16 protein-coding genes are annotated in these 18977 nt (G+C 37.8%); 2 read left to right on the top strand and 14 right to left on the bottom strand.

Features of this window, described 5'->3' with window-relative positions:
* Both EO125_RS02060 and EO125_RS02055 read left to right on the top strand, forming a co-directional pair.
* Window positions 1–603: UPF0236 family transposase-like protein (locus EO125_RS02060; RefSeq protein ID WP_206168342.1), on the top strand; the 603-nt coding region annotated here is incomplete at its 5' end.
* Between the two features lie 210 nt (window positions 604–813).
* The gene (locus EO125_RS02055; RefSeq protein WP_127147425.1) at window positions 814–1887 is read left to right on the top strand and encodes a tyrosine-type recombinase/integrase; all 1074 of its coding nucleotides are present in this window, start codon (window positions 814–816) and stop codon (window positions 1885–1887) included.
* A gap of 385 nt (window positions 1888–2272) precedes the next feature.
* Here EO125_RS02055 and EO125_RS02050 read toward each other — a convergent pair whose 3' ends face one another.
* From EO125_RS02050 to EO125_RS01985, 14 genes are all read right to left on the bottom strand, one after another.
* On the bottom strand, window positions 2273–2779 hold the full coding sequence (locus EO125_RS02050) for an ImmA/IrrE family metallo-endopeptidase (protein ID WP_127147424.1): 507 nt from the start codon (window positions 2777–2779) through the stop codon (window positions 2273–2275).
* Between the two features lie 12 nt (window positions 2780–2791).
* Window positions 2792–3142 (bottom strand): helix-turn-helix transcriptional regulator, encoded by a 351-nt coding sequence (locus tag EO125_RS02045; protein ID WP_127147423.1) that lies wholly within the window; start codon window positions 3140–3142, stop codon window positions 2792–2794.
* Window positions 3143–3288: 146 nt separating this feature from the next.
* Window positions 3289–4185 carry a hypothetical protein gene (locus EO125_RS02040; RefSeq protein ID WP_127147422.1) on the bottom strand — a complete coding sequence of 299 codons (897 nt, stop codon included), beginning with the start codon at window positions 4183–4185 and terminating at the stop codon, window positions 3289–3291.
* A 414-nt stretch (window positions 4186–4599) separates the two neighbouring features.
* Window positions 4600–5328, bottom strand: a complete 729-nt coding sequence (locus EO125_RS02035) for a YebC/PmpR family DNA-binding transcriptional regulator (RefSeq protein ID WP_127147421.1) — start codon at window positions 5326–5328, stop codon at window positions 4600–4602.
* A gap of 9 nt (window positions 5329–5337) precedes the next feature.
* Window positions 5338–5910, bottom strand: coding sequence for an RNA methyltransferase (locus EO125_RS02030; RefSeq protein WP_127147420.1), 573 nt, complete (start codon window positions 5908–5910; stop codon window positions 5338–5340).
* Window positions 5911–6741 carry a tRNA (guanosine(37)-N1)-methyltransferase TrmD gene (gene trmD, locus EO125_RS02025; protein ID WP_127147419.1) on the bottom strand — a complete coding sequence of 277 codons (831 nt, stop codon included), beginning with the start codon at window positions 6739–6741 and terminating at the stop codon, window positions 5911–5913.
* A 268-nt stretch (window positions 6742–7009) separates the two neighbouring features.
* Window positions 7010–7435, bottom strand: a complete 426-nt coding sequence (locus EO125_RS02020) for a PaaI family thioesterase (RefSeq protein WP_127147418.1) — start codon at window positions 7433–7435, stop codon at window positions 7010–7012.
* 1 nt (window position 7436) lies between these two features.
* Window positions 7437–9104, bottom strand: a complete 1668-nt coding sequence (menE, locus tag EO125_RS02015; protein WP_127147417.1) for an o-succinylbenzoate--CoA ligase — start codon at window positions 9102–9104, stop codon at window positions 7437–7439.
* 11 nt (window positions 9105–9115) lie between these two features.
* Entirely contained in the window at window positions 9116–9958 is an 843-nt protein-coding gene (menB, locus tag EO125_RS02010; RefSeq protein ID WP_126937465.1) for a 1,4-dihydroxy-2-naphthoyl-CoA synthase, read from the bottom strand.
* An 81-nt stretch (window positions 9959–10039) separates the two neighbouring features.
* On the bottom strand, window positions 10040–10459 hold the full coding sequence (locus EO125_RS02005) for a HutP family protein (RefSeq protein ID WP_127147416.1): 420 nt from the start codon (window positions 10457–10459) through the stop codon (window positions 10040–10042).
* A gap of 118 nt (window positions 10460–10577) precedes the next feature.
* Complete coding sequence (gene aroD / locus EO125_RS02000) at window positions 10578–11330, bottom strand: type I 3-dehydroquinate dehydratase (protein WP_127147415.1); 753 nt, start codon at window positions 11328–11330, stop codon at window positions 10578–10580.
* A gap of 360 nt (window positions 11331–11690) precedes the next feature.
* Window positions 11691–12119 carry a YbaN family protein gene (locus EO125_RS01995; RefSeq protein ID WP_127147414.1) on the bottom strand — a complete coding sequence of 143 codons (429 nt, stop codon included), beginning with the start codon at window positions 12117–12119 and terminating at the stop codon, window positions 11691–11693.
* Between the two features lie 55 nt (window positions 12120–12174).
* Window positions 12175–13383, bottom strand: coding sequence for an ATP-binding protein (locus EO125_RS01990; protein ID WP_127147413.1), 1209 nt, complete (start codon window positions 13381–13383; stop codon window positions 12175–12177).
* A 395-nt stretch (window positions 13384–13778) separates the two neighbouring features.
* A complete protein-coding gene (locus EO125_RS01985; RefSeq protein WP_127147412.1) occupies window positions 13779–18968 on the bottom strand; it encodes a TonB-dependent siderophore receptor in 5190 nt (1729 codons plus the stop codon).
* Between the last annotated feature and the right edge of the window lie 9 nt (window positions 18969–18977).

Raw genomic sequence — 18977 nt, 5'->3', positions numbered from 1 at the left:
CTTCCAAATAGTGAGTTTATTTTAGATAGATTTCATCTATTTAAATATATGACAAAGATATGTGGAAAACGAAGCCGGAAAGAGGTGTTTGCAAGTTTAGAGACTAATGATAAAGCAAGATTTGAATCCTATGTAGAAACAATGAAAGAAACCTATCCACATCGTATGAAACAGATTGTAGAAGGTGCTACGTACATTGAGAACCAATGGGATTACGCACGGGCTAGCCTGCTTAGACCTGAGATTCGTAGCAGTACAGAAGCACATGTGAGTCATATTTTATCTGCACGATTAAGCTCGCGTCCACTAGGTTGGAGCGAAAAAGGGGCTCAAATGATCGCTAAGCTACGTGTACTAGCCGATAACAATGAATCTATCCAAGAGTTCGTGATGAAAGCATACAGAGGCGATAACTTCAATTATTTCAATGGTGTAGAAACGGCTAAGATTCTATCTTCTGTAAAAGTAGCTGCTAGGAAACAGCGGAAGCCATATCCATATATTACATATTCGCCCACACCTAGAACTGGAATCCCAGGTGTAGAAAAGAAAAGCAATGGATGGTTACAAGCAATTAAACATGGTGGACGCAGGATTCTTTAGTGACGAGGAACCCTCTTTTAAAGCTAGGTAATTATTTTTCCAACAAAAACTTGACACCGTCAAATTCTTATAAATAATTGATTTTTTTCCCTATCCGTAGTACACTATCTTCACAACGAGTAAACAGTGAACCCGAGGGAACACTGTGGGGACTAGGTTATCTGCGGATGACTTAGTCCCTTTTTTATTTAGGTATATAGGAGTCATATTATGGCAATGAAACGCGCAAACGGAACTGGTTCTGTTTATAAGATGAAACACAAGAAATTACGCAAGCCCTATCGTGCTATGGTATTTCTTGGACAAGATAGCAATGGCAAAACTATACGCAAAACGATAGGGACTTTTGCTACACAAAAGGAAGCCTACGATGCCATCGCTAATTATGTCTACGACCCTATGAAAGTGCATCGTGATACAGTTCCTTTCTATCAATGTTGGGACTGGATGTTATTAGAAAAAGAACGACAGGGTGTAGATATAAAAAAAGGAAAGTTTGAAGCTGTGAAACCCAAACTTTCCAGTATATGGTCCATGCCTATCAAAGACATTCGATTAATTCACTTACAGAACATTATCGATCAATACAAACATTTAGGACGTTCTTCCCATGATGCTATTTATAAAGCTATCAATGGTGCTTTCAAAGAAGCTATTAAAAATGATATTATCACAAAGAACTATGCCCTGGACATAACACTTCCTCCTGCCGTTAAATCAAACATACATAAACCATTTACACCAGAGGAGATTTCCATATTATGGCAACATACAGATGATATCCTTGTACGTGTCATATTAATTTATATCTATACTGGAATGAGACCTGTTGAGCTATACCAGGTGAAACTAGAGAATGTAAATCTAAAGGAACAATATGTAATTGGTGGTTCAAAAACAGCTGCTGGTAAAGATCGTATGATTCCTTTAGCTGATTGTATTATGCCCTTTGTAAAAGAGATTTACAGCAAAGCACATTTCTCACGTTCAGACACATTACTTCCCCCTAAATTAATCCCTACACGTCTATCAAGACCTATAGAGCGCTTATGTGAATCCTTAGGATTATCTAAGCATAAACCACATGACACACGACATACATTCATCACCCTGGCACGCAATGTAGATATGGATATTTATATTCTTAAATCAATTGTAGGTCATACACATACTGGAGATGTAACTAGTGACGTATATACTCATAAGACAAGAAAACAATTCCTTGATGCCGTCAATACATTACCTGTAACATTTACTGAGGAAATGATGAGTATGGTTGAATAACAAAAAAAAGGCCACCGCATAATACGGTGGCTTTCTTCGTGTAGTATGCTATTGTCAGCTGATAGCTTACTGTCTCACTATGTGCCTTAAGTTATCTTAAGAGTCTCGTTTTTTCTTGGATGGGACCCAAAAACGCCAGCATGTATAGCCGTAATCACTGGCTACCATAAGCTTGCCCCATCGATTTGTATAGCTTTTGCAACAAATCCACATGGGATACTCCTTTCTGGGCTGTTGCAAAATCGTTATGTAAATGCTAAAATGAAATTGCTTATATTTATTTTAGTCTGACACATTTACGTTCAGATTTTGGAATCCAACATAGATTCCACTGCACAGCCCCAAGTAATCAGCCACTTGGTGGCTGTTTTTTTATTCTTATCATTTATTTCCTCCTATTCTTTTGAACTGAAGCCGCCTCTATACTAACTCCATACTGTGTTGATATATCAAGTATGTCCATATGTTTTATATATTGGAATGGAGCTAGTAATTCTCCTGCAAATGCATTCGCTTGCCATTCTGGATCCATATATGGTGGAATCGTACCTTCGCTTCTTGTAAGAACTATATCTTCTTTTTGATGTAATATTATGTGCCCTAACTCATGCGCTATTGTAAGTCTGTCTCGACCATGACCTTCACAGGCTCTATTGTACACATCCTCTCGTATTCGTATTATCTTTTGTCCTAAAATAGATTCTCCATGTCTCATGCCTAATTCTGATTCAGGAACAATTTCAAACTCTATTCCTAATGAATGAAGCTTATGTTCCAATAGTCTTACGATATCTATAGGCTCATCTACTGGAATACCTAATAGTTTTCTTATCTTACTACATATTTTACGAATATCATTTAATGTTAGAGGTTTTACATACAAGCCTGCCATATATTACATCACCTACTCTTCTAAAATTTGGCGGATTTTCTCAAGTTGCTCATCAGTTAGCTGTTCAAATTGTCTTGCTAAAGATAAGACTACAGTCTTCTGAGATTGATTTGCTGTATTCAAATTAATTTCTACATTTTTTTTAATGCTATCTTCTGCTGCGAATAAATTACATTCCATTAAATCATCTAAGTCATATTCAGCAACAATTGTTCTTGTCATATTAACAGGAATCGGACGCTTACCATTTTCAATTGATGATAAATACGCTGATGTAATTTCTAACTTACCAGCCATGTCTTTCAATATCTCATCATGGTCTATCCTTATTTTCCTTAATAGCTTTCCATACTCCGTAACCACAATTTACACTCCTTACAAATAAACATACCTACAAACCTTTTTTAACTCGCTTGTTAATTATAATTCATTAGTTGTTAATTGTCAAATTTTTATATTTGTGATACTACAAAAAAATAGCACAGCTTTTTAGGCTGTGCTTTTTACATTTAAAATAAGTTTTCCTCTATTGGCTCTTCTGTATGTATGACATCAAGTACTTTAATAATTTTAAATAAGGTACAAATTAAATCATAACCTTTTCCATACTGCATTTTTACTTCCATTAATACTTTTAGTGAGTCACCAGGAACTAGTATAACTTTTCCTGTTTTATATCTCTTTAGCCACTCTTCATCTTCTATATGTGCAGAAATTTTACTTTTTCCTAACCTAAATTCCCACTTAGAGTTTCCCATAAAATCTACCTTGTGTATTTTTAAAATAAAGGTATCCTGGTTAATTTCTTCATGTTTAGCCAATGAATCAGTTACACTATCATCCACTTGTAACTCTTTGGGGATTGAGATAGTTTGTACACTACCACCTATTTCCGCTTCAAATTTAACACGATCACTTGGTCTCATTGTATCAACAGCGTCCGTAATCCTTGCCATACTAGTGATAATACTTTCTCTATCTACTTGAGTATAGCATCCCAATGTACTTGTACCTGTATCCTGCGCATATGCATCAATTTCTTTTTCTAATTGATCTAATTGATGAGTTTGTATTGGTTCATTCTGACTCGTGGCCTTCAATATAGCATACTTTGCTTTCACCAAGAATGCTCCTATGATACGTTTAATATCACATTTTTCTAGTCCTTCATCAGGTAAAGACTCAATAACGGAGCGCAAAAATATCTTAATAGAACCTTGTTCGATATTATCTAGTAATACAACTGGCTCTATATCTTTCGCAATACACCCAACTAGTTGTTTATCTGTATACTGTAACCCTTCTATTAGTTTTGCTATCCCTAAAAAGATTTGTTCTGGATTTGATTCCAACTTTTCATACTCTACAGTGATACAAAACTGATTATCCTTATATTGGCTATCCATAATTACCAACACCTTTCTTAATGTAATTGTAGTACGCATTAGTCATTTTGTATAGAGAAAACCTTAAATCGTTCTATAAAATAAAAAAGCACAGCTTTTTATAGCTGTGCTCTTTCATTAATGCTCTTTAGTTAAAATTTTTTAATTTGCTTATCCAGACAGAAATAAAATCATCTAAACATTCTTTACATCACAAATAATCTAATTACCATGAATTGTTAAAATAATCCCCAATAATTAGATATGTAAATTTAGACATTTTTTATATTTATTCTACTCTCTGTAATATCTTTCATATGAAAAGGTTGTGCAACGGTTGTGCAACCGTTTTATTTTTTGCCATTTTTAAGGCATAATTGATAAAAGTAGCACTCTCAAAAACCTTTGTAGAGTGCTACTTTATCACATCTCTAACTACTCAATATTGAGAATTGAATTATGATACACATCTTGTACATCATCCAAGTCTTCCAACATGTCTAGTACTCGTTGCATATTCACTGCGTCATCACCTGTTAATTCCATATTTGTATCTGGAACCATTGTGATTTGTGCCATATCTGTAGCGATAGACGCTTCTGCTAAGGCAGCTTCTACCGTATCGTAATCATCTGGTAATGTATAGATAACGAATACATCGTCTTCTACTTTGATATCTTCTGCGCCAGCGTCAAGAGCCAATAAAGTCAATGTTTCTTCATCATTGCCTTCTTGAGGAATGACAAATACACCTTTGCGTTTGAACATCCAATTGACGGAGCCACTTTCACCTAGGTTGCCACCACGTTTGGAGAAGGCGTGACGAACGTCTGCTGCGGCACGGTTGCGGTTATCTGTCATCACTTCTACAAGGATGGCAGCGCCACCTGGGCCGTATCCTTCATAGATAATTTCTTCGTAGTTGTTCGCATCACCAGCACCAGCACCTTTATCGATGGCACGTTGGATATTATCTTTCGGAATATTATTTTCACGAGCTTTTTGTAATGCCAATTTCAAACGCATATTGCCGGTTGGATCTGTACCACCAGCTTTGACAGCCACTGTGATTTCACGGCTAATTTTTGTGGTAATTTTTGCTTTTAACGCATCATTTTTACCTTTTCTATGTTTAATATTTGACCATTTAGAATGTCCTGACATACTGTCCTCCTATTTATTCCACCACGCTTCGCCTCGTAAGCGGTCTAATATAATTGATACGGCACTACGAACTGAAAGGTGATTGTACTCACCATGTCCATAGATGGGTTCTAAGATATAATCGAAATCTTCCATTGTTTCCTTCGTCATACCATACCCCGTTCCAAATAATACTACCACAGGACGGCTCTCACTTTCAAGTGATGTACGGAGCGACGCATAGGTAATGGTATTATCATAGGTCCGTGCATCCGTAGTACACACGATTGGCGTCTGTCCTTCTAATTCCGTCACCATGTCGATGGCTTGTCGAATGGAATTGACTAGCTCCACATGTTTGAAAGCATCTTTACGGTCTGGATTGTAAGTACTGCCAAATCCCGTTTTCCAGTGACTCATTACAGTTTCTGCCAATTCACGTTGGCTCGGCACATTGTGAATGATAAAATACCGTTCCACATCATAGGTTGTAGATGCTCTGGCAATATCGTGGATATCGTAGTTCGTGATGGCCGTCGTGATCACTTCACCATGTTTATTCATAATGGGATAATGAACGAGTCCAATATATAAATTCGCCATTTATTTCCTCTTTTCCTTTGTGAAAGTAGGCTGTTCTACCAATTTTGAAAGTATTTGTTGTTCCTCTACAGAATCAACTCTATCTAGTACTCTTTTCAGTGCCTTAATTTCATCTACGGTTAATTCTCGTTTGAGCAAATCATTTCGTAGTAAAGCAGTCCGTTTCAACGATTCTTCTAGCCGCCATTGCTCAATATGTTTATGATGACCACTCAACAATATATCTGGCACCGTCATACCTCTGTATTCTTGTGGTTTCGTATATTGTGGGCACTCAAGTACAGGATGATAAAAGGAGTCTTCTATGGCTCCCGATGTAGCTCCTAACACACCAGGAATCATACGAGCCACTGCATCGGCTACCACCATGGCTGGTAATTCACCGCCCGTTAACACATAATCTCCAATAGATATAGTTTCATCCACTAAGTGTTCTTCTACTCTGTAATCCACCCCTTCGTAATGACCGCAGACGATGACAAGTTGCTCATAGGTGGCTAATTCTCGTGCTTTTTCTTGTGTGAATGGTGTCCCCGTAGGTCCCATAAACACAACATGGCGTTTGTGATTCGCCTTTGTATTACGATGTTCTTCTATCGGCATCTGCAATACATGTTCCACAGCTTCAAAGAGAGGAGGTGCTTTCATAAGCATACCAGCGCCACCGCCATAAGGAGTATCATCCACTTGCCCATGCTTGCTATGAGAAAACTCCCTTGGGTTTGTCACTTTCATATCCAATCGATTCGCCTGTAAGGCACGTTTGATGATGGAATGTGTGAAAAAGGCATCAAAAAACACTGGGAACAAAGATATAATATCTATTTTCATAAGAGGCGCACCTCCTTTCTAGTCAATACAAATATGTATAACAAATTAATTCTATTCAGACTTATGTTTCCATGTGCTACTTATTTATAAAGTGTAACGGTTTACTACCCATCTATCTATGGATACTATTGAGCTAATCACTGACAATAAAAGATATGAGGATTTAACGGTGTACTACCAATCTATATATGAATACTCTAATATAATTAACATGGATGGTATGATAACATCGTGTTATACATAAATTCTCACCAATAGACATAATTTCTCACACATTAATGATACTATTAGTCACCGTCATATGAGACAACAATTGATCTTCTTCATCAAAGATATTAATAGTCCACACATGATTACGTCCGCCTTGGTGTAACAATTGGCCACGCGCTACTACAAAGCCGTCACATCGTTTCGATTTCACATGATTAGCCGTCACCGATTGACCTACCGCTACTTTTTGTCTAATAGGTTCTGAATCTGTGCCACTTTCACTAGGCGCCGTCATTTCTTGCGCCAATATCGCATTGGATGCCATACCTGCCAATGCTTCTCCATAGGCAAGGTACACGCCACCGTTGACGAATCCAAAGGGCTGTGCATGAAATGCTGAAAGCTTCATTCGACTTTGAAAGGCTTGTCCAGCGCAATGGAATGTCTCTATCTGTAATTGTTCTAATAAAGAGGTCTCCTTCATACTATGCCCTTTCTACTTTGTTAATCAATTCTTGCCGTAAAATTTTCCCCATACTGTTCTTCGGCAAGGTCTCGAAATATATCATACGTTTCGGCATTTTGTATTTTGCTAAGCGATTCAATAGATATTCTCTAATCTCATCTTCCGAACAATTTGTTACCACGCACAAGACAGGCACTTGTCCCCATTTAGAATCCGATACGGGGATGACGGCACATTCCAGAATACCATCCATTCCATATAGGACATCCTCGATTTCCTTAGGATAAATATTCTCGCCCCCAGAAATGATGATGTCTTTTCTGCGGTTCAAAAGATACAAAAATCCATCGTCATCTACGTAACCAATATCATCTGTATTGAAAGCCCCGTGAATCGGCTCTTTGTTAAGGTAACCTTTCATCAACATGGGAGATGAAAGCCACACTTCTCCTACTCCTTCTTCATCGGGATTTCGAATGTCAATAGTAACACCTTCTAAAGGATATCCTACAGAGGCTAATTTATTTGGATAATCTCGAATACTGAAGGTCGTACTTTGTGCAAAAGTTTCTGACATGCCATACGTCTTATACACCGGCAACTCTCGCTTAACGCACTCTTGTAACAGTGGCATGGGAATAAACTCGCCACCTAATAAGATAGCCCGTAAAGCTGGTGCTTCTATGCGGTCTACTATGCGTTGCAAGACAGTGGGCACCAATGACACCATAGTGACATCTTCTGTTTCTAATGCCTCTAGTACGACTTGTTCCGAGAACTTTTCACGAATCGTCGCTCTCGTACCATTATACAAAGTACGCAAAATAATAGATAAACCGCTGACATGGAACATAGGCAATACTACAAGCCAATTGTCATCTTCTTTCACGCCTAGCACTTTAGCAGAGGCTTTCACATGAGCCTCAATCTGCGACCATCGCACAGGTACTGATTTGAATTTCCCCGTTGTAGCACTCGTGTTGATAATGCAAAATACTGTGTCATTGAATGGATTCCATTCTATTTGACTATGTATAGTACTTTCAAAATCATGAACACAATCAGGTCTATTCCCCCATGAGTTGGTGCCAATAGTGACTTTATCCAATTCATTTACAAGTATTGTATTCTCTTCTCGTATTACATCAGTAATTTTCAACTTATTTCCAGCAACCAAGGCACCATTATCAACAATGACAGTGTCTGAACCGTAGACTGTTTCTCTACTATGATCCTTATCGTACAATGTGGAAGTCACAGAATTAGAAGGGTAATTCAGTGATGAAGGAAAACAAATATATTGAAGTTCTCCCTTTCTTTCTATGGATAACGATCTATCAAGTTCTAAGATGTCACATATTCCCTTTTGCGTTCGCAAGACCTGTGCCATTTTTTCCGACATTAGCAAGGTGTGAACTCCAGTGCTTTCCATCTGTTCCGTTACTTCTCGTTCTGTTAGGTTCGTATTCAGCAAAACCGTTTCGATGCCCAATGTAGATAACGCAAATAGATGTATCGCCATGGATACAGAGTTTTCTGCCCATAAAGCAATACGACTCTCCCCTCGAAGATGAGGAGCGAGTCGTTTTGCTGTAGCTATTGTTACAGTCAACACATCTCCATAGGTAAGTTCGTTTAAAAAGTACGTATCTCTATGTGTCTGTGCCCGTTCATATAACCACTTCATAACCTAAGCCATTAAGGGAATTTAGGGAATTGTTTGAAATCAGGTTTACGTTTTTCTTTAAATGCATCGCGACCTTCTTTACCTTCGTCTGTTGTGTAGAACAATAACGTCGCATCCCCTGCAAATTGTTGTAAACCAGCTAGACCATCTGTATCCGCATTGAAGGAGGCTTTCAAGAAACGAAGTGCCATTGGAGATAATTGAAGAATCTCTTCACACCATTTCACTGTTTCTGCTTCTAATTGATCAAATGGAACCACAGTGTTCACAAGACCCATGTCTAATGCTTCTTTGGCAGAATATTGACGGCATAAGAACCAGATTTCACGAGCTTTTTTATGGCCTACTAAACGAGCTAAGTAACCAGCACCGTAACCAGCGTCGAAGGAACCTACACGAGGGCCTGTTTGACCAAATTTTGCATTTTCAGAGGCGATGGAAAGGTCACACACGATGTGTAATACATGACCACCACCAATAGCAAAACCGTTAACCATAGCAATAACAGGTTTTGGAGTGATGCGGATTAAATGTTGCAAATCCAACACGTTTAAACGAGGAATTTTGTCATCCCCTACATAACCGCCATCACCACGAACACGTTGGTCGCCACCGGAGCAGAATGCTTCTTTATCTTCTCCTTGACCATGATTAGCGCCAGTCAAGATAATAACGCCTACTTCTGCATCTTCACGAGCAATGGTGAAAGCGTCAATTAACTCCATCACTGTTTTAGGACGGAATGCATTACGAACTTCTGGACGATTAATCGTAATTTTAGCAATTCCATTATATGTTTCATAAATGACATCTTCGTAATTACGATCTAATACTTTCCAATCGAATTGACTCATAGTTACCTCCAAAATGATTAGCTATTGTCTATAAACTCTAAAAAATATTATACCAAATCTGGTAATAAATTTATAGCACTTCTACAGATTTGGGACAGCTCGATGTGCCATAGCCACAGCAATCTCATCCAAATGCAATACACCTACGCCCAAATAAATAGCTACACTTAAATGTTCTTGACTACGGGCAATGCCAACCTTACCGCCCACATTAAGCCCCACACATTTATTTTTCAACTGCTCCAAAGCTTGTGCCGTAGCACCAACCACAGCCCCCTTACTCACATGGTCACTAGCAATTAAACCTTGTCGTTCCGCAGCAACCACAGCCCGTTCAATGATTTTAGGAATAATCTCCGTGAAAGCCCCTCCAAAATCGACGGCACAGCTATGAATGCCTTGTACTTCAAAGTCTTTCCGTAATGCCATCTCTTCTGTTCGGCTTTCAGAAATGGCAATATGTAATGCAGCACGCCCTACGCCAATACTTGTTGTTTCCATACTATGTCTCCTATTATGAATTATCTATTATCTTAAGTATACCGTATCTCAAAGCAGGTTACCACAGAATTTTTAGAGACAATATAAAGCATACTAAACTATTCAGCGATAGTTAATCTCATAACAATTGCTGTAAAACCGCCACCTCTACCTGTCCAGGTGCCGATGCTTGTCCCAATGTACCAAAGGTCAAACAGTTCCCAAACACATGTCCACAGGTGCGTGTCATCTGCCCTAATTGTCCCATAGACATGGTTATGCGTGGCAACTGTGGATACCGTTCCGTTAATTCTTTTGTAAATTGTAGTACTGAAAGTACATCATCATTTGTGGTTGGCATGAGTGCAAACTTAATCACTTGTGCATCCACAGATACCATGCGTTCTGCGTAGACATGTAATGTTTCTATGTCTGGTGTACTATGAAAGTTGTGATAACTCATCACCGTTTGTATCCCTTGGTGATGGGCTTCCTTCATGATACTACCAATTTCCTCTGTGTAGGCAAATAATTCTACATCGATGGCTTGCACCAAGTCTTGATCCACAATCGCTTGTAATAATTTGATGTAATTATCACTACATAACGGCGTTTCTCCACCTTCACCTATCGTTCGCCATGTAAACAACACAGGTATCTTTTCATATTTAGAATGCACTTCTTCTACTAAATTTACTATTGTTGGTATGTACTCTTCCTCAGATATATGGGAATCTTTCATCCACATATCTGGACGCAATTCGATAAGGTCTACCTTTGCTTGCACTGCCTCTTGCACCTGTGAAAGTATATCTTCCATCGACGGTCCTACAATAGGAACACAAATAGCACATCGTTCTCCTTGTATAGGCCCTTGTGGCTTTAATTTCATAGTCTTCCGCTCCTAATTATAATCTATACATAGACACAGCCATGTATCACTGCCATTATTTATTTTCACAAAAAAGCATATGACATCAAGTATATCGAATCACCCGTAACCAATAGCTCGTAATACTCACTATGTATGGTAACTATAGAATCTATAAAATAATATTTACCAATCCCCCATGACTAAGTTATCTTTAGACATGTTTATGGTTGCTACTACTATACCACATAAGCACAATACAATAAAAGCCAAATCACGATGAGCATTCATTCATGATTTGGCTAATACAAATATTCTATCCGTATGTGTACACCATATTCAGTTTTATATAAACATGATACACTTGCACTACTAAAATACCTATTGCTCTACTTTAGCTTCTGCTGGTGCCGTTTTCACAATAAACGCAAGAGCAATGACATGACCTATCCATACAGCGCCCATAACGTATAATGCTACAGGCATATTGCGCATACCATAAGCACCAATGCCCAATAAAATAGACACAGACACTAAAATATTAATCTTAGTGCGCAGTGGCATGCCACTTTTATTTTTAAACGGTTCTACATAGTTTGCATAGAGCTTAGAGTTTACAAACTTTTCATGGAATCGTTTAGAACCTCTAGCAAAACAAAATACAGCAAATAAATAAAATGGTACCGTCGGCAATAAAGGTAATACAATTCCCAACGATCCTAAGCCAAAGCTAATAGCGCCTAATAGAATCCAAACATAACGAATCACGCCTGTTGATTCTTGAACTTCTTTTGTTATTTCTTCTTTCACTTGTCACCCTTATATAAGATATATTTTAATACGTTTACTCCATATTTAAAAACACCTATTCCAACAGCCATTCTAGCACATTTTTTTGTTGTATTCCCTCATAGGATGCATTGCTATTAATCTCATCCAAGGTAAGCAAAAATTTCGGATGATAATCTTTCACCTCAAATAAAGGAGCTAGTTCTCTATCTAACGTAGTAGGATCTAACACACTTTGACTCACTTGATAATACTCAAATAGTCCATGTTTCTGAGCTACAAAATCTATTTCACCATTTTTTAGGATACCGACATGAACCGTGTAGCCTCGGCGTAATAATTCTAAATACACCACATTTTCAAGAATGTGACCTGTATCTCGTCCTGTGTTAGGTACGAAAAATGTTCTCAACCCAGGATCAACTAAATAAAATTTAGAATATAATCTAAGCAATTCCTTCCCCCGCACATCAAATCTAGTAGCTTCATAAATTAATAATGCATCTCGCAGGGCTGCCATATACCTTTCTACAGTACGACTATCTACCTTTCTACCCATACTAGTAAGAGAATCAGCTATTTTTTTAGGCGTTAATAAACTTCCCACATTGGCAGCAATATACCGAATAATACTTTCTAATATTAAAATATCGCTTCCCTTTAAGCGGGTCATAACATCTTTCAACACTACAGAATTGACTATACCTTCTAAATAGGTACGCAGCATTTCATCATGACCAACATATTCTAGTGTCCCTGGGAAACCACTTTGCTCTATAAATAGACGATACAAACCATTCAAAGATAGATTGGTTGTATCTTTATATGCTTCAAAAAATTCTTTAAATGATAAAGGTAACATATCTAACTGAACATACCGACCCGCTAATAAGGTAGCCATCTCTGAAGACATAAAGTACGCATTAGGTCCGGTAATATAGATATCTACATTATCTTTAATATAAAAACTATCCACTACACGTTCGAACCCTTGCACATGTTGGACCTCATCCAAAAATATATACATTTGTTGATTAGGAACTATCTTAGACTTTATGTATTCATACAACTGTATATAATCCGTTAAATCCCTGTATTCCAAATCTTCAAAGTTAATGGCAATGATTTGGTTTTCCTTTACCCCTTCTTGTAGTAACTCTTGTTGAAAGAGATAAAATAGAGTTGATTTACCACATCTACGTACACCAGACACAATTTTTATAACATGCTTTTCTCTATGATTTCTTAGAAACTGTACATACATTTCCCTATTAATTAGCTTCATGCCTACTCCTCTATCATTTGTGATACCTTTCAATACGATGAAAGTATCACTTAGTTTCTCAGTATCTTACAAAAATACATTACGATGCAATCTTTACTATAATTTTACCTAAGATTGCATTCAAATGCAATCTTCGTCTAAAATAAATTATTTTTTGCATTCCAATGTAATTTTTACACTCTAATAGACAATTTTTGCATCTCAATGTAATGTAGGATAAATCTTAAGATATACATTCCCATACTGACACACATAACATAGTAATAGAGGATAGCTAACTTGTATCGTTAACTATCCTCTATCATACATCTTTATATACTGAAAGCCAGTCTATCTTCCTGTATAGTCATACATAACCATAGGTCAAAGTATATAAGATTTTGTGTTAAATTGTACTAGAACTTGTACGTACCTTGAATACGAGTGTAGTTACCTAATTTAAAGTTTTCTCCACCGTATAATGTATCACGTTGTCCAATACCTTTGGCATCGAATGTGTAGAATGCTTCGATTAAGAAATCTTTGCGAGGAACATATCCACCACCCAATGTGAAGCTGCGGATACCATCGAGATAACGATCAGGTACAGCACCTGTACCATTGCCACCGAAGAAGGAACCATGTTGGAAATATTTGTAATCGATGAAGGCGTTCCAGCTGCCTGGTACCGTGTAATCAGATTGTCCAATGTCGAGACGTGCTGTCCAGAAGTGTGGAGTACCACCCATGGAATGACCTTTTACCGTAAAGTCTGCTGTATTCGGCACATGATCAAAGATGGTATGACCGTTCATATAACGACCGAAGTCAGTTCGGTTTTGACCATAATCAAAGGATAACAACCCTGTATTACCTAATTGGTACTGGAAGCCGATGCCGAATACATTGGCGATACCATTAGTAGTATGTACATCATTTGTCATATCTGGCACTTCTGTAGTTACATCTCCATAAATAGGACTATCGGGATCAGGAAGTCCACCCCAATCTGTTTCATATCCCGTAATACCTGTGTGAGTTACCATCTTAGTTTTTAAGTGACCTGCTTGTAAAGATAGATTTCTATCCTTGATGGAATGTAAGAACCAAGCTTGAATACCCAATCGAGAGTTTACCTTCGTTTTATATTGTGCGAAGATGGCTTTATCAATAGCCGGAATCACATCACGTTCAAGTTTTAAACCCGTCATTTTAATTGGTTTGCCAATTACTTTTTCTAGGGCTTCACGAGGTAAGGTGTTACCTTGTTCGGAACCTTGAAGAACTCTGATTAATTCACGTACATATTTTTCTGCAATATATGGAAGTTTTCCAGTTGCTTTATCACTATCAATAGGATTAAAGCTAGCAGCTTTCAATGTATTAATGATGTCAACTTCATCCATCTTACTCCCTTTATTAGGAACATAAGATCCTTTAGTATACACTTTTACTACTCGTTTAAAGTTAAAATCACTTACTGGGCTAGTTAAATTTTTTGCCTCTGGTGAGGATGAACTAATACTTTTATAATGTCCATCCTCACTATAACTAAATACGCCCGCATCTTTTATTGGAATATCTTTTTGGTCTCTATCATATTTATAAATTTCATTCCAATGTCTTTTCGCCACCCATTCAGCAGCAGCAGCATATCCTTCTTTTAGTCGTTCTGCATTTGCATCAATATAATCTTTAGACAAACCTGCCGCATCTGATAATGGTAAACCAAATTTTGAATTAACCTCTTTCAACTGTTTAAGATTAATATCTGATAATACACGATTTCTTTCTTCTTTAAATTCTTTTTCAGGATCATTTTTCTTAATTAAGGATGGACTATATTGAGGTTCTGGAGAATACAAAGACATATCCGCTTCCATATATGTTTTATTTCCTTTTGAATCCTCTACTTCATATAAAACGTTAACTGTGGTGTTTGGCTTTTCTGTTTTATATGCAACATAGTTATTTTTAACTAATTCTGGATATGCTTGCCCAACAATTTCAGCCATTCGACGAAGTATTTCTACTTTTTTCATCATCTTTTCTTCTTCAGTTGCCGTTGCCATAGTATGCTCAATTTCACTTAACTGTTCCATAAAGAATAGGTTTTCATTTTTACCCTTAAACTCTTTTCGATAGATGTCCATAAATGAACCTTCTTGAGCCACTTTTTTGCCATCCACTTCTTTTATAGGATTCTTCCACTCATTACCATAGATACCTTCATTAGTTGTATTATAAATTTGTGTATTTAAACCAATAAATTCATCTAATGTAGGTGCTCTGAAATACGTAGCATATGTACTGTGGTTATAGGCAGAGTCTGTAACTCCAGTACTTCCTTTAAAGGATCCAATGCCAGCACGGAATTGGTTGCGATCATCTGTCCACACCGCACGAAGTCCATCAAATGTTTTACTAAACCAATATCCAGTGGTACCTATGGATTCTGAAAGACGACCAATAGAGAAGTCCCATTTAGTCCCACCTCTTGTGACGTCTAATTGATCAATACGTTGGTGATTAAATCCTTGGGATGTAACTGTCGTACTTGTCGTATCTACACCTTTCGCACCACTTGCACTGGCTATAAGTTTTACATTTGTATTATCATTGATACGAGCATCTACCCCTACACGCACACGTTGTTCCAAGCCATGTTCTTTCTTGTCTTGTAAGTTGTAGGCCGCATTACCCACATAGGATGTGCTTGTGTATAAGGATTGCGGACGTTCAGAACCACCATGAGCCATCAACCGTGTTCGATAATCACCAATGACTGTAACGCCTTGTTTCTTAGTTTTATCAAATGGGCGTTCCAAGAATGGATGCATGTGACCCATATCATCACCTACGACGGTAACAATAGTTTTCACTTCAATTTTACCAATACTTTGTTTCTTTTCGCCATTTGCATTGGAATCCGTTCCACTGGATCCAAATTTGATGTTCATACCAAAACGATACACTCTGGATTGAGTAGCTCTATCATCATCACGATGGTTAAAGATATTATTAATACCAAAATAGATGAGTGAATCTTTATCGAATTTACGTTGAATCATAGCATTCCAAGTGCCATAGGATTTTTCTTCATATTCATTGGATACATTGAAAACTGCACTATCTTCATCAAGTCCAGAAATCCAATAGTTGGACTTGTTTTTTTGCGTATTACTATCTAACATTTTATGATAATAGTCTGCCCAGATTTGAGCATTCCATTTTTTCGTTTCAAAGGTAATACCAAAATCAATCTTATTCGTTGGGCGGTCTAATAAATGATGTGGCATTGTTGGGTCAGATTGATTTAAGGCTTGTAATCGTGTCCAACCAAAGCGTGTACTCCATTTAGAACCAAATTTATGTTTCCACTCCAATTGAAGACCTGTAATTTGTGCTTTACCAATATTTTTAAAACTATAAATTAAATCTGGTGCTTGCATCCATTTATCTTCTTTAGATAATTGTGGAGCCCAATCTTGTAATTTACCTGTAAAATATACGGACATATAATTGCGGATACGATTGTGGAAAAGACCTACTCTGGCATAGTCATTTTTTCCTTCTCCTTCAAAGCTTAGGTCAATATTTTTGGATACTTCTGGTTTTAGATTTGGATTACCTGCCCAATACCATCCCATTTTAGCTGCCCCTATAGCAACTGGTGTAGATGCGAACATTTGCCAATTATACCATAGTTCACCCATACCAGGTTCAGAATAACCTGTACCAATATTGGCTTTTAAGCGACGGTGAGCATTGGAGTTCACATTATACGTAGCCCCTAGATTCCAAGAAAAGTGATTGCCAAATAAACTACTTTGATCCAAACGAATTGTTGGTTGCACTAGTAAATCTTTATTCACTTGCCATGCATCGGCTAAGTAGAAATTGCGTTTCCGAATCGCCCCTTCACCTTCCGTTATCCGTTGATCTCGTTCACGGTATTTTTCCAAGAACTTAACACCTTTATATTTAGGCGCTTTTGCTCGTTCTGCAGGGTCTACAGACTCTCCTTGAGTAAAGTATTTAACATATACTGAGGAGGCACCTTGAAGGTTATTCTCTTTCTTTAAAGCTTTATTAAATTCGACTATTTTTCTCCAGTCTTCATCAGTGACTCCATAATCCTTTTCCAAGTCATTCCAGACTTCACTTGGTTCTCCCGCTTTTTCCAAATTATGTTCTCGGAAATACTCATATGTAATAGGCGGAATATCTTTCTCATCAGAATACCCATAGTATTCATAATTTTTATCCCAAATTGGAAGACCTTCCTTACTTGGTTTAAATTTATAATCATGAATATGAGAGTACACACGTAAACTTTTATCCCCAGGTCTCCGTTCTAACCGGTCTACTCCTGCTACGAGTAAATTTTTATCATAATCCCAGGCATCAATGTAGCGAGTTCTTGTGTTAGGGGAACTTTTTAATCGACTACCCGATCCTGTTTCGTAGGTATTGGCAAGGCCCCAACTTAATGTGTGCTTATCCCCAATAGCAGTATTCGCATTGAATCTAATATCCGTTTGTCGATGGTCTACATCATCAATGTAGCGCAATTCATTTTTACCTTCATAGGCGGAACGACCCGTATAGTTAATGAGGGAAATATCATTTTCATTAATACGAGAATGATTTACCTCTAGTTTCCAATCGCTGACGCCGCTACGACCGTTCCAAATCATGTTCAATGTATTACGTTTACTATCTCGTTTGAAATGGCGTTGAGGCTCCAATGGAGATGTAGTGTTTTTAATATCACGTACTAAATCTTCTGTGAAGCGATTCAACCGCAATTGAATATTATGATTTTTACTAATATCGTAAGTGGCATTCAATCCAATGTCAGATGTATCACCATAAAAGCGAAGGGCATTCGGTTTAAAATCTCCTTCTAGCTTATCTCCTGTGTCACGCCGTTCTCTTGTAGCAAGAACAGGCATAATATCTCTTTTACTGCCAGATATAGCAACCCGTAGTTTGCCTAGACTACCCGAATCGGCACGTAAAAAGAAATTGGAATTGCCATATCCTGTGGCACCACCTTTTGCACGAGACCCTTCACCATTGATTTGGATGGTTGGCTTTTTCGCTGCTTTTTTCGTGATAATATTGATAACACCACCGATAGCATCAGAACCATATTTAGCGCTGGCAGATCCTTGTACAATTTCGATACGTTCTACATTTTCTGTACCCAAACGCATCACTTCGTCAGCGGCACCGCTGAACTTAGCCAAGTCGCCTAATACGGCTTGGCCATCTACTAAGATTAACGTATGTCGAGCTTCAGCACCACGGATGGATACACCTACACGACCCATGGAATCCACAGTACGAGATACACCGCTTTCAGTGAAGATGATATCTTCTAATGACTTTGCTTGTTTTTGCTCAATGTCCTTTTTAGTAATAATACTCACTTGTTGTGAGTTGTATTTAGCCTCTTCATGGGCTTTATCAGCTGTTACATACACAGCACCCTCAGCTTGTACAGGTGCTACCCCCCCTAATAAATAGCATGAACAAGTCATCCAGCTCATGATAGCACCAGTTAATAGGCGCTTATGATATGGTTTATAGTTGTGCATAGTTGTCCA

The organism is Veillonella sp. VA139 (assembly GCF_003992005.1).
Taxonomy (GTDB): domain Bacteria; phylum Bacillota; class Negativicutes; order Veillonellales; family Veillonellaceae; genus F0422.
The sequence above is the reverse complement of the archived record's forward strand: the minus strand, read 5'-3'. Positions and strand labels throughout refer to the sequence as shown.

What these genes read in the sequence shown, in the direction of transcription:
- EO125_RS02055 (WP_127147425.1), top strand. Translation starts at nt 814, where the DNA reads ATGGCAATGAAACGCGCAAACGGAACTGGTTCTGTTTATAAGATGAAA.
- EO125_RS02050 (WP_127147424.1), bottom strand. Translation starts at nt 2,779, where the DNA reads ATGGCAGGCTTGTATGTAAAACCTCTAACATTAAATGATATTCGTAAA.
- EO125_RS02040 (WP_127147422.1), bottom strand. Translation starts at nt 4,185, where the DNA reads ATGGATAGCCAATATAAGGATAATCAGTTTTGTATCACTGTAGAGTAT.
- EO125_RS02035 (WP_127147421.1), bottom strand. Translation starts at nt 5,328, where the DNA reads ATGTCAGGACATTCTAAATGGTCAAATATTAAACATAGAAAAGGTAAA.
- EO125_RS02030 (WP_127147420.1), bottom strand. Translation starts at nt 5,910, where the DNA reads ATGGCGAATTTATATATTGGACTCGTTCATTATCCCATTATGAATAAA.
- trmD (WP_127147419.1), bottom strand. Translation starts at nt 6,741, where the DNA reads ATGAAAATAGATATTATATCTTTGTTCCCAGTGTTTTTTGATGCCTTT.
- EO125_RS02020 (WP_127147418.1), bottom strand. Translation starts at nt 7,435, where the DNA reads ATGAAGGAGACCTCTTTATTAGAACAATTACAGATAGAGACATTCCAT.
- menE (WP_127147417.1), bottom strand. Translation starts at nt 9,104, where the DNA reads ATGAAGTGGTTATATGAACGGGCACAGACACATAGAGATACGTACTTT.
- menB (WP_126937465.1), bottom strand. Translation starts at nt 9,958, where the DNA reads ATGAGTCAATTCGATTGGAAAGTATTAGATCGTAATTACGAAGATGTC.
- EO125_RS02005 (WP_127147416.1), bottom strand. Translation starts at nt 10,459, where the DNA reads ATGGAAACAACAAGTATTGGCGTAGGGCGTGCTGCATTACATATTGCC.
- aroD (WP_127147415.1), bottom strand. Translation starts at nt 11,330, where the DNA reads ATGAAATTAAAGCCACAAGGGCCTATACAAGGAGAACGATGTGCTATT.
- EO125_RS01990 (WP_127147413.1), bottom strand. Translation starts at nt 13,383, where the DNA reads ATGAAGCTAATTAATAGGGAAATGTATGTACAGTTTCTAAGAAATCAT.
- EO125_RS01985 (WP_127147412.1), bottom strand. Translation starts at nt 18,968, where the DNA reads ATGCACAACTATAAACCATATCATAAGCGCCTATTAACTGGTGCTATC.